At 63.7% G+C, this 11,869-nt stretch carries 10 protein-coding genes; 5 read left to right on the top strand and 5 right to left on the bottom strand.

What is annotated here, in order from left to right:
- Positions 1 to 97: 97 nt before the first annotated feature.
- From WKV53_RS13850 to WKV53_RS13865, 4 genes are all read left to right on the top strand, one after another.
- Entirely contained in the window at positions 98 to 376 is a 279-nt protein-coding gene (locus WKV53_RS13850) for a hypothetical protein (RefSeq protein ID WP_341405227.1), read from the top strand.
- 4 nt (positions 377 to 380) lie between these two features.
- The gene (locus tag WKV53_RS13855; protein WP_341405229.1) at positions 381 to 785 is read left to right on the top strand and encodes a hypothetical protein; all 405 of its coding nucleotides are present in this window, start codon (positions 381 to 383) and stop codon (positions 783 to 785) included.
- 537 nt (positions 786 to 1,322) lie between these two features.
- The gene (locus WKV53_RS13860) at positions 1,323 to 1,823 is read left to right on the top strand and encodes a hypothetical protein (protein WP_341405230.1); all 501 of its coding nucleotides are present in this window, start codon (positions 1,323 to 1,325) and stop codon (positions 1,821 to 1,823) included.
- Positions 1,824 to 2,190: 367 nt separating this feature from the next.
- Positions 2,191 to 2,640 (top strand): hypothetical protein, encoded by a 450-nt coding sequence (locus WKV53_RS13865; RefSeq protein ID WP_341405232.1) that lies wholly within the window; start codon positions 2,191 to 2,193, stop codon positions 2,638 to 2,640.
- A gap of 203 nt (positions 2,641 to 2,843) precedes the next feature.
- On the opposite strand, the gene WKV53_RS13870 is transcribed toward WKV53_RS13865, so the two are convergent.
- On the bottom strand, positions 2,844 to 3,269 hold the full coding sequence (locus WKV53_RS13870; protein WP_341405233.1) for a hypothetical protein: 426 nt from the start codon (positions 3,267 to 3,269) through the stop codon (positions 2,844 to 2,846).
- A 373-nt stretch (positions 3,270 to 3,642) separates the two neighbouring features.
- On the opposite strand from WKV53_RS13870, the gene WKV53_RS13875 reads away from it, so the two are divergent.
- Positions 3,643 to 3,915: a hypothetical protein gene (locus WKV53_RS13875; protein WP_341405234.1), complete on the top strand. Its 273-nt coding sequence runs from the start codon at positions 3,643 to 3,645 to the stop codon at positions 3,913 to 3,915.
- Between the two features lie 340 nt (positions 3,916 to 4,255).
- Here the strand turns inward: WKV53_RS13875 and WKV53_RS13880 are convergent, their stop codons facing one another.
- The 4 genes from WKV53_RS13880 to WKV53_RS13895 form a co-directional block, all read right to left on the bottom strand.
- Entirely contained in the window at positions 4,256 to 8,491 is a 4,236-nt protein-coding gene (locus WKV53_RS13880; RefSeq protein ID WP_341405235.1) for a hypothetical protein, read from the bottom strand.
- 185 nt (positions 8,492 to 8,676) lie between these two features.
- Entirely contained in the window at positions 8,677 to 9,084 is a 408-nt protein-coding gene (locus tag WKV53_RS13885; protein WP_341405236.1) for a hypothetical protein, read from the bottom strand.
- Between the two features lie 256 nt (positions 9,085 to 9,340).
- On the bottom strand, positions 9,341 to 9,748 hold the full coding sequence (locus WKV53_RS13890; RefSeq protein WP_341405238.1) for a hypothetical protein: 408 nt from the start codon (positions 9,746 to 9,748) through the stop codon (positions 9,341 to 9,343).
- A 443-nt stretch (positions 9,749 to 10,191) separates the two neighbouring features.
- Positions 10,192 to 11,676, bottom strand: coding sequence for a hypothetical protein (locus WKV53_RS13895; protein WP_341405240.1), 1,485 nt, complete (start codon positions 11,674 to 11,676; stop codon positions 10,192 to 10,194).
- Between the last annotated feature and the right edge of the window lie 193 nt (positions 11,677 to 11,869).

An 11,869-nucleotide genomic window follows, 5' to 3' on the forward strand; every position in this document is an offset into this window, starting at 1 on the left:
GATCTTCGTGCTGGTGTGCCTGGGGTGGGGATGGAGGCGGGCGATGAAGGGTAATGGGGGTGCGGAGGTAACTTGCCTTGGGTATCAAGCCGGAATCATGAACTACGAGGGCCGGGCGAGTTTCTTCGTGCATGTCGGCCTGCGGAGGTGGGGGATGAGTGCAGGGTCCTATCCGCGTGATTCGCCGGCGGTGTGGTTTGTCGGGCCGTGGGATGTCGAGGTGTCGAGGGGGAGACCTTTGCCCAACGGGGCGATGGAAACTCCGCATGCCTACTTCCGCTTTGCCCACTGGTTTCTGATGCTTGTGTTCCTGGTGCTGTGGTCGGCGTGGCTGGCGTGGAAGTGGAAGGGTGAGGAGGAGAGGAAACTGATGTGATGATATGAAGCGGCGGCCGATTTATCGTCGTGTTTCGTTTTGGCTGGGGCTGTTCGTGGCGTGCTCGCTGCAGTGGCTGTGGTGGGATTCGCTATGGCACCTGACGGGGACGGGAATGCAGGGTGCGGATTGGGCGATGGGGATCCTGCAGATGAAGGGGGAATCGCTGGTGATGTGGGGCCCGGAGCGATTCGATCGCTCTACGGATAAGGTTTGGTTCAACCGGTATGAAATTGTTCCCAGCCATTGGGAGAGGAACATTGCGGAGGATGTGCGCGATGGGGACCCGATTGTGCGGATGATGGTGGTGCCGGATGCGATGGTGTTCGCGGCGTGGATGATCTTGTGGGGCGGGTGGATGGTGTGGCGGTGGGGGAGGGAGCGGCGAGAGGAACGAAGGGTGCCGTGAGATGAAGTGGCGCCGGTGCGTGTGGACGCGCGCTTCCGCAACCTCTTCGAGGTAGGAGCGAGAGACTGGCATTTCCCGGGGTAGTCTCCTTGCGCCGGCAACCCAGGGCTTTGGTGTGCGGTCCCTTTGGGATAAAGAGGGCTGAGGTGTCCGCTGTGCCAGGATATCCGCCGTGCTGAGGTGGCGGCGGAGGAAGGGATGCTTGATGAAGTTCAACTCGCCATGATAGAGGCGGGATGAGCATGACCCTGCGACCGATCTACCGGTGGAAGAGTTTTTGGCTGGGGATCCTGCTGCTGGGTTGCCTGGGGTGGGCGAATTGGCGGTCGCATGTGCAGGGCCGCTCTGCGGGGTGGCACGGCAGATTCCTGGTGGGAATCGCACGCTGGGAGGGCGCCACTTATGTTCAAGCAGGAGAAGGTCTCAGTACTGGGGGGAGCGGAGGATTTTACGAATCCTTCAATGGGGAGACGATCGGGCAGATCCGGAATTTATGGAGAGACGACGGAGCGCGATGGTGGATGGGGCGCGTGCCGGATGCGGTGGTGGGTGCGTGCGTGCTGGTGGGGTGGTGGGGTGGTCGGCGTTTCTCGGGTGGCGGTGGAGAGGGATGAAGCGTCTAACAGATTTGGAGAGGGAGGTGGGGTCGTGATGCGGCGGCCGATGTACCGGTGGAAGAGCTTTTGGCTGGGGATCCTGGTGCTGGGATTCCTGGGGTGGGCGAACTGGCAATCGCATGTGACGGGCGTGGTGATGGGCTGGGATGGGAGCCCGACGCTGGCATTCGCGCGGGCGAGCGGGGATACCTATGTCATTGCGAAAGGTGGTTTCCCGTGGCGTGGGAGATGGGGCCAAAACACCCTCGACAATGCAACGATCGGCGAGTTGGTAAGAAATTGGAGGGATATCTATTGGGTGGGGAGTGTGACTGATATCACCGTGGCGTCGGGTGCGCTGGCGGGGTGGGCGGCATTCCTGGCGTGGCGGTTGCGGAGGGAGAGGAGTCTAACAGAAGTGGAGAGGGAGGTGGGGGCGTGAGGCGGCGGCCGGTTTATCGCTGGAAGAGTTTCTGGCTGGGGGTGCTGGTGCTGGGGTTCTTGGGGTGGGCTTGGGTGCAGGCGGTGGAGAGGGATCGATGGCTGGGGGTTGATACGCCGTTGGTGACGCTCGGGATCGGCCAGGTGGAGGGCAGGGCGGGATTTGTGGTGAACCTGAGGCGCGACCGTTGGAGGGTCTGGAGGGGCGAGAGGCTTCGGGAAGACAAGGCGGGCTGCTTTCCTAGTCCATGGGATGTGAGGGCAATGATGATGGATAGTGGCCCATCGCGGGTGCCGCATTTTCATGCGCGGTTTGCGCATTGGTTTCTGATTCCCGCTTTCCTGGGGCTGTGGTTGTCTTGGCTGAGATGGAGGTGGAAGCAGGAGGAGGAGCGAATCATGTGATGACGCGGCGGCCGGTGTATCGACGCGTTTCGTTTTGGCTGGGGCTGTTCGTGGCGTGCTTCCTCGGGTGGGGGTGGTGGGATAGCTACCGGAGGTGCCCGGGGTTTGCGTGGGAGCGCGGGGGGAAGGCGGTGATCGTCCTCAGGATGGACGGGGTGACCGGGGTGACGAGGGGGCCAAGCGATGCGATGAAAATTCGTCGCGGGTCTTTGAGTTCGATGGTGATGACGGCACGCGCTGCGCTGTCCTGGGAGAAGCTGTGGAAAGATGCCGGGAGCGGAGCGGGTGTGCGATTTGTGAGGATTCCGGATGGGGTGGTGTTTGCCGGTTGGCTGGTGGTGTGGGGCGGGTGGATGGGGTGGCGATGGTGGAGGGAGAGGAAGGCAGAGTGCCGGGTGATCAGTGATCCGTGAAACAGCCCCGGACTGATGGAGGAACGAACCGCGGAGGCGCGGAGGTCGCAGAGAGAGCGCGGAGAAGCAGCCGCGGACCGGTGAATTAAATGAACCGCCAAGACGCCAAGGAGGAGCCGGGGAATGGGAGATCGCGGACTGTTAGAGTTCCGGTTGGAGGGGTGAAGCGGAGTTTGCCTTGCCGGAAGGACGCAGTTGGATCGTTACGAAGCTGGGGCGACAGGAGTGTCGCCGCTCCTCAGGGCGAGGCGTTTCATGCGGTGGTGGCGCCAGGTGAGGAGGGCGGTCCAGGGGAGGATGAAGGTGAGGGCGATGAGCCACCAGGCGAGGTAGGTCTTGGAGCTGGTGCTGTCCTGGTTGTGGATGAACGGCGCGGGGAAGTAATGGGTGGGTTCGTCGGGGTCGAAGAGGATGGTCTCGAAATGCCAATTATCGACGGCCTTGCCGGGGAAGGAGAAGCGGATGAAGGCGAGGGAGCCGTCCATGCTTCCTACGATGCGGACCGTACTTCCGTGGTCGAAGGTTAGCGCATCCTGACGGGTGGTGGATCTGATCCATGCCCAGCCGATGAAGGCGAGGATGAGGATGCCGAACCAGAGGGACTTCCAGCGGATGAGGGGGCGGGGCACTGGGGGAAGTGAATCAGCAATGGCGGATCTTCCAATCTGCAATCAGGCTGGGGTGAGGTTGGAAGGTGGGGATGATGGCAAGGAGGGAGTGCCGGGTGATCAGTGATCGGTGAAACAGCCCCGGACTGATGGAGGAACGAACCGCGGAGGCGCGGAGGTCGCAGAGAGAGCGCGGAGAAGCAGCCCCGGGCTGTGGGAGGAATGAACCGCGGATGACTCGGATGGCCGCGGATGAAGAAGATTTTTTTGGGGGGAGGGAGAGCGCCGTGGGATTCCATTGTGAAGGGTGGATTCGAATGGTGAGGCTCGGCGGGATGGGGCAGGATGGGGTGTGACGATGAACGTCTATCGGAAATTCTGCGAGAGGGTGGGGATGAAGCCGGGGCTTTATGGGGTGGCGTGCTTCGTGGGATTCGTGGGGACAGTGGCGGCGATGTTCCTGCAGAAGGTGAACGGAGTGGAGGGCGCTGTGGTGCTCTGCGCTCCGGAGATGATCTTGCCGTTTCTGGTGGTGGCGGTCTCGGCGGAGGGGGCATGGTCGGAGAGGGTGGGGAAGGTGATGTACGGGAACCTGGTCACGATCTTCGGGGTGTTCTTTCCCGGCGCGGTGTTGGGGATGTTGCTGGGGGCGTGGCTGGGAGGATGATGCTTTGCGAAGGGGGCGGGGATGGGGTCTTTGTTGCGTGGGTTTTGGGGGACGGAACGACAGGCGTGTCGTCCCTCCTTAGGGGCGTGAGATTTTGTTCACGCTTTACCGGAGCTTCGCCGCAGCAGGGCTGCTGGCATTGAGTGGCAGCAGGGCTGCGCGCAGTCCGGGTCTGCGACCGCTGGGGCGGGGCGGAAGACGAAGCGGGATCGTCAGGTGCTTCGGCGAGCCGGAGGCACGCGCACCCAGCGGGGCCGGTGGTGGGGCGCGCTGTTAGAGAGGCTTCGTCCGCACTCGGAGAGTGCGGACCACTATGCCGGGATGATGCTGTTGAATTGCCTCACGGGGTGCGGAGGCGGAAGAAGAGGCGGGGGAGGGTTGGAGAGACTTGCAGGGAGGTGGCGTTGAGGGGGAGGGCGCTGGTGATGCTGCTGCTTTCGGGTGTGGCGGAGAGTTGCCAGGTGCCATTGGCCTCGGGGGTGGCGAGGGTTTGCCAGGTGGTGAGGTCGGTGGAGAACTCGAGGGTGGTGGCGGTGGCGGCGGCTTCGGTGGCGGAGGGGAGGTGGAGTTGCCAGGTGCCGGTGGAGGATTGGGTGAGGGTTAAGACCGGTGAAGCTGGCGGGGTGATGATTTGCGAAGGTGCTTCTGCTAGAGGGGCGGCGGTGGCGGGGAGGATGATGTCCAGCTGCTCGATTGAAGAGAGGGTGATGAGGATGACATCGTCCTCTGCATTGCCATCGTAGTCGCGGAGGAGGGCGAGCTGGCCGTTTGCGGCCTGGAGCTTGCGGATGTGGAAGGCCTCGTCGGCGGGGAGGGGGATTTCGACGATGAGCTCGGGGGCGGAGTCATCGAAGGGGAGGCGGTAGAAGGTGAGGGAGTCGCCGGCGGTGGCGAGGATGTCAGCGGTGATGAGGGTGAAGGTATTGAAGCGGTGGCCGGCGGGAGCGCTGAGGGTCCAGAGGGGAAGGCTGCCGGTTGCGGAGAAGGCGTGGATGATCTGGTGATCGGGATACTGCGAGCTGGCGATGAGGAGGCCGGTATCGGTGGAGGCGAGGGTGGTGCCGAAGATTTCGTCTTCGTCCGCGGTGGGGCTGACGAGGGTGCGGACGAGTTTGCCCTTGGCTCGGTCGTGTTGGAAGACGGCGCCGCCGGAGACGGGGGAGCTGATCGAGACGGAGGTATTATTCGCGGTAATGGCGGAGCCGAAGCCGAGGGCGTGGGTCTTGGGCGCCTTGTAGGTGCGGGTCTTCTTGCCGGTGGCGAGGTCGTACTGGAGGACTTGGCCGGCGGTGAGCTTGGGCTTTGGCAAGAGGGTGTTAGATCCGGGTGCGCCGACCCAGAGGGTATTGTCGCGGGCGAAGAGGGTGTCGCCGAAGTGGTTGACGTCCTTCATTCCCTTGAGGATGCGGACGGGAGTCTTGCCGTTCGTAGCGGGCTGATAGATCTGGATCTGCGAGGGCTTCGGCTTCTTGGCGGGGCCGAAGGCGCCCTGGGTGACGGCGAGCCAATTGCCAGTGCTGGCGATGGCGATGCCGAAGGTGCTGCTGCCCTCGAAGCCGAAGAGTGAGCCGTGGGTGAAGGCGGCGCTGCCGGTCCATGCGAGGAGGTTTTCCTCAAGGGGTGGGCTGAGGTGGGCCCAGCCGCTGGCGACGGGGGCGAAGTCGCGGCCGAAGTCCTGGAGGGTGTGGGTTACTTCGGAGAGTGGCAGCAGGTCGTCATCGATGAGCTGGACCGCGGTGCGGATGGTGCGGGTGATGCCATTGCCGGAGAGGGTGATCTCGAAGGGGGCGGCGATGTCGCCCTCGGGGAGCTGGTCATCGACCGGGCGCACGGGGTGCAGGAAGGTGGTGGTGCCAGCGGGGATGACGATGGGGCCGCCCTCGGTGCCGGTCCAGTCGGCGGCCTCATTGTGATGGGCGGGAACGGGGCGGATGGTGACGGTGATGGGGAAGGGGGCGGCTTCTGTTAGATGGAAGTCGAGTGAACCGAAGTTCTCGTGGACTGGAGCTGGATCGACGATGCCGGGTAGGCTGGTGTCCTGGATGAAGCGGGCGGCGACCCTGTCGTCCTGGCGGAGGTCCTGCCAGCGGATCGTGGCGGCGATATTGGTGTCGGCGGTGGAGAGGTCATAGAGCGTGAGGTAGCCATTGCCCGGCTGGGCGGGTGCGGTGGCGCCTTCGGGGAGGTAGGCGGCGAGAGCCTCATCCGACTCTGCGAACAGGGTTCCGACTTCAAGTCCGGAGGGAGTCTCGAAGATGTGGATGAGGGCTGGCTCGCTGGCGGCGCCGTTGCTGACGAAGATGCGAGTGCCGACGATGCGGAGATCGGTGATGTATTTCAGCGGTCCATTCGCGGGGCGGAGGGGCTTGAGACCGAGGGTGGGGAATTGATCGAGGCGGCTGAACCAGACACGGTTGTCGCGGGCGAAGGCGTAGAGATTGCCATTCGCGGCGATGGGCCCCGGGACGATGTCCATGCCGGCGATGAGCGGGCCGTCATCGGTGCCGGCGGTGTCGGAGATCCTGCGGATGCCTTTGGAGGGAGCGTCGTGGAAGTGGGCGAGGATCACGCCCTGGGCGTAGACGGCGGGGCCGGTGAGATCGCTGAGACCGTCCGCGAAAGGCGAAGTGCCCGAGATGGGCGGGGTGAACGGATACTCGAGAATGGAGTGACGATCGTCGAAAAGGAAATGGGTATCGCCGAGGTAGACCTCTGGATTGAAATCCGAAGCCTCCACTCGCTGGAAGGGGACGGTGTCCGTGACAGGATCGTAGACGCGGACGGACGAGCGGCTGGTGAGGAGGGTGCGGCCGGCGTTATTCGAGTAGACCCACATCCACTCGAGGGGAATGGAGGCCAAGGTGGTGGAAGGAGTCCACTGGCCGCCCTCGAGCGGGCGGGTGAGGACGCGCGGGACATTGCCGGCGGGTGCGTCGGTCGGACTATTGGTCTGGATCAGGCGATCGCCGGCGATGGTGATGTGAGCGGGGCGGGCGCGGGCGGGAGCTACGGTATCCTGCCATGCGGCGACGGGTGGGAGGCGATGGAGGGAGGAGCCGGTGATGATGCCGTGGATCTGCTTTTCCGGGACCAGAATCTCGGCGGGCTGACTGGTGATCTCGAAGACGACGGTTTCATCCTCCTCGATGACATTGTCCTGATAGAGGGTGATCTGCGCGGTGGCCTGGGTTTGATTCGCGGGGATGGTGATGTCGGTGCTCAGGAGGTTGGAGTCGAAGCGACTGGCGGAACCGATGCCCTCGGGGTTGGTGACGTGGAAGACGGTATCGTGATCGAGCGGGCGGGAGAGGGTGAAGAGGGCCTGCAGCTTGCCATCCGACTCGCGGGCGGGGAGGCAGCGTCCTGTTAGAGTGGCGACGGGCTGGGTGGATGCGGCGATGCGGTAGGCGATGGTGCCATCGAAATCCCCACCGCCGGCGAACCAGAGGAAGCCATTCGCCAAGGCGAAGGGGCGGGGGCAGGTGGGATTGAAGCCGCCGGAAACGGGGCTGGGAACGGGAGCGGGTGCCGGGGGAAGCACGAAGGCATCGCTACCGGCGACCGTGATGCTGGAGCCAGAGCGGAGCTCGGAGGGCTCGCCCGAGTAGCCGACGGAGACGGCGCGCCATGAGGTGCCATCGGCCCCGAAGAAGGGGTAGGTGGCCTTGTTGTTAGGGATGGGCGTTTGTGCGACGACCTGCATGGTGGCGAGGTCGTAGTGGAGCATGAGGCAGGGCTGGGAGTTGTTAGTGTGCCCGTAGGGGGCGAGGAGGTGGCCGCCGCCGACGGCGAGACTCTGGAAGCTGCGGCTGGGGAAACCGGGGGGCTTGATCAGGTGAGTGGTGGAGCCGGTGGTGAGATTGACGTGGTAGAGGTCGGTATTCTCCGCGTTGTAGACGAGGTCATTGCCCGCGATGGCAATGGTGCCGTATTCGACGGTGCCGTAGAGGGGAGGGGTGCCGTCGGGGATGGTGATGCCAGGCAGCGGGGCGAGGGTGGCAATGTCCCACTGGCGAATGGAGCGGGTAGTGGAGATGGCGCAGTGGAGGCGGCCATTGGTGATGCCGAGGCAGAAGGCTTCGGTGATGGTGAACACATCGATGTCCACGGCGCCGATGAATTGGCCATTTGAGGCGTTCCAGACGTGGATGCTCCAGATGGATTTCGGATCGACGAAGGCGCTGCCATTGAAGCGCTCGAGGAGGACGGGGGAGAGGACGGCGATGTAGGTGCCATCGGTGACCATTTTCGCGGCGAAGGTGCCGCTGATGGTGCGGAGCCAAATGGGAGAGCCGGGGAGGACGGTGCGCGGGCCGGGGCGGGGGAAGGTGAAGAGGGAGCCGCCATTGGCGGTATTCACGACGCGGATCCGGTCGGGGATGACGGCGTCACCGGTATTCTCGACATAGGCGGCCCAGTAGGGGCCGATGACGACGGGCTTCTGGGTGGAGGCGGAGCCGGTGAAGGGTGTCGCGGCGCGGAAGGTCTCAAACGCGGTCGCCGATGGGGCGATGAGGAGCGTGAACGCCAGCGTGAGGAGCGCGAGGGTGAGGCGGAAGGGCCGGAGAATGGGCATCGTGAATGCGCGGTGGGTGAACGGGTGAACGGGCGCGCGCAGAGGGGAGATGAGTGGAAGAGAAATGGGAAGAGATAAGATGTGAAGAATTGAGGAAGGAGGGTGGTGTGGGTGGATGTGCTTTTTGGTGTGGGGGATTGAGTTGTGGGGAGTTGCGTGGGATTGGGGGTTTGGGTGTGGTGGTTTTAAACGGGGTGAATGGTGGCGAGGCGTTTGATGCGATGATGGTGGCGCCAGGTGAGGAAGGTGGTCCAGGGAAGGAGGAAGGTGAGGGCGATGAGCCACCAGGCGAGCGAGGTGCTGCCCTCGTCGCCAGCGTAGATGTGGTAGAATGACGTGGGGAAATAGTCGCTGAAGGTGGCGGGGCCGGAAGGTGCCGACTGGAACTCCCAGGGGGTGATGGCGTTGCCGGGGAGCGAGAAGCGGTCGAAGGTGAGCGAGCCGCGCTTGCTTTCTACGATGAACACCGTAGTTCCGCGGGCGAGTGTGAGCTCGTCGTCGCGGGTGGTAGATCTGATCCACGCCCAGAGGATGAAGGCGAGGATGAGGAGGCCGAACCAGAGGGACTTCCAGCGGTGGAGGGGGCGGGGCATTGGGGGAAGTGAATCAGCAATCACGGATCTTCCAATCTGCAATCAGACTGCCGCTGCGCGAAGGGAGGGAATGAGAAGGGGCGATTGGTGGAAGGCGAGCGCCGAACGTGGAAGAGGCTGGGCGACAGGAGTGCCGCCGCTCGTCAGGGCAGGCAGAGATCGTGGCTTTGGTTGGCGGTGCGGTCCTATCCCAGCCGGAACGACGCAGTCGTCCCGCTACGAGGAAAGAAGAGGCGGGGTGCGAACTACTGCGTATCTAGTATCTGCGGCGTTTGGGGGGCGGGGGGGCGGGGTGGCCGTTGCGGCGGAGGAGTTTTTCGATGACGGGGAGGTCGAGCTTGAGGCCGTCGTCGCTGAGGTGGCGCTGGGGTTTGCCGGCGTGGAGTTCATCGAGGACGCGGCGGAGCCAGCGGAGGGCGCGGGGGTCGTGCTCGGGGATCCAGTGGCCGGACTTGGTGCGGAATTCGTAGCCGAAGTCGAGGTGGTGCGTGAAGAGCTGGCGGGCGAGGCCCCAGTCGGATTCGACGCGGGCGACGAGGTCGTTTTCCTTGAGCTCCAAGACCTTGACGACGATGCCGGGGCGGAGGCGGCCGACGTAGTCATTGATCCGGGCCGGGCCCAGGCGGGGCTCGGCTTTTCGCCAGGTGGGGTCGGGCGGGATCATGTGTTCATGAGAACACTTTTCCGGGTGGGTGTAAAGGAGGGGCGCTAACAGGTGGGGGGAGGCGGGAGTTTCCAGCATCGGGCCGCAAGACGCATGAGGTGTCCCTTCAGGACACGATGCCCGGGGATGATGCTACCCGGCACTGCGTGCCGGGCTTTTATGAGCCGTGCCTTTGGCACGAAGAGGTGGATGGAGGGTGTGGGACGCCGCTGGGGTGGCTTCGATCGCATTCTCACGAATGCGCCTACGGAGGGTGGGCGGGCCGCGTTATGGGTGGCGGTGTCTTAGGCCGTTGGGGGCTCGAGGAGTCGGGAAGGGTGATGAGAGCACTGATCTCATGTGCCAGCGACAGGAGTGTCGCTGCTCCTTATGGGGCATTTGGTGCGGTGAGCTTTTAGAACGGCTTCGACCGCACTCGGAGAGTGCGGACCACGATGGGGGTGCTACTCCTCGATGCGGACGAAGTAGGGGTCGCCGTGGCCGGTGATGTTGACGACGGCCTTGTAGATTCCGCTTGGGGCTTGGCCGGTGTAGATGCCGGTGACGCTGTTGAGGTTGTCGGGGAAGCCGTCGTGGAGGTTGTTGCTGCCGCGGACTTTCCAGGTGATTTCGCCGGGGTTGGCGGGGCGGCCGGAGAAGTCGATGTAGAGGACATTGCCGACGCGGGAGCAGCCGATGATCTGGGGGGCGGCGGTCAAGGAGGCATCGCTGGCGAAGACGTGCGCGCCGGTGAAGTCGATGGCCTCGGTGAAGTGCAATTCGTAGAAGTCATTGCCGGTGTTGTCCTGCGGGGGCCCTGGGGGCTGGGTGGTGTAGAAGCGATTCTCGCGGAGGGCGCGGGACTTGGCGATCATGACGAGGGAGGCGAAGGGCATCTTGCCGCCGGAGGTTTGGTCGGCGGGCTTTTGCAGGAGATCGCCTGCGGTGAAGGTGCGGGAGATGACGGGTGTCGTGTTATTCTGAATGATGCCGGCGAGGGACATCGGGAAGCTTTTGACAAGGTCCGTGGTGGGGTTCTGGGTCTGGCCCTTGAGGAGGTCCACTTGGAAGTCGGTGGGGCCGGTGATGACCGGAGCGGTGCGCATGGACTTGGCCTGGACGTTGATGGTGTCGGTCAGCTTGATGAGGACGAAGCTATCGGTATGGTTGTGGGCTGCCTCGAAGCTGTAGAGGGTGGCCGGCGGGCGGACGATGTGGGCGGAGAGGCCATCGGTCTGGAAGCCGGCGTTGGGTGAACCGAAGATATTGAAGCGTGATGCAACGGCTTCGACGCCGAGGAGATTGGCGGTGCGTTTGTCGCGATTGGTGAAGTCGTTGCTCGCATTCCAGTCGAAGAAGGAGCGGGGCATGTAGTCGGCGGCGGTTTCCAAGCCCCAGGTCCAGATGGGCTCCACCCATGCGGAGAAGGTTTTGCTCTCGCCGGGGAGAAGCTTGATGGGGTCTCCGGGGGTGCTGTTGCCTTTCAGCTCGGTAAGCAGGAGGGTGAAGGTCTTGCGGGCATCGGGATTGCTTTCGTTCGCGAGCTGGAAGCGGGCGAGGCCGAGGAAGCTGCCGCTGGCAAATTCGGAGCGGAGGTAGACGTCGTTTTTCTTGAAGGAGAAGCCGACGGGCGGGTCGGAGATTTTGACCCGGGCGCGGGTCATCGTCAGGGTCTCATTGTAGGGATTGTAGAGGGTGACGATGGGTTCGTAGACGAGATGAGGGGAGGCGTAGTTGGTGCTGCCCTGGGGCTGTCCGTAAGTGTTGTAGAAATTGATGCGGTCGCTGATGCTATTGTAGTGAGAGACCATGGAGAAGAGGAGCTCGACCCTGGAAATCACGGGGTAGCCGGGCTGCGGGGTGCCCTGGGCGGATGCGGTGGATGGGAGGGCGCCGAGGAGGGCGAGGGGGAGAATGACGGCGCGGAGGGTGGAGGAGTGGAGGGCCATGGGTTTGCGGGGGTAGCGGGCTGTTAGAGTGGGTTCGTCGCGTTCTCACCTTTCTTTGGCGAAGGGTAAGGAGCGATGGTGAACGCGGCTACGGGTGGTGATGTGGATCGCGATAGTGGCGGCGTTGTCTTCGGCCGTTGGGGACTCGAAGAGTCGGGAAGGGTGATGGGGCGTTGAGATCCTGTGCCAGCGA

The organism is Luteolibacter sp. Y139 (assembly GCF_038066715.1).
GTDB classification, from domain to species: domain Bacteria; phylum Verrucomicrobiota; class Verrucomicrobiia; order Verrucomicrobiales; family Akkermansiaceae; genus Haloferula; species Haloferula soli.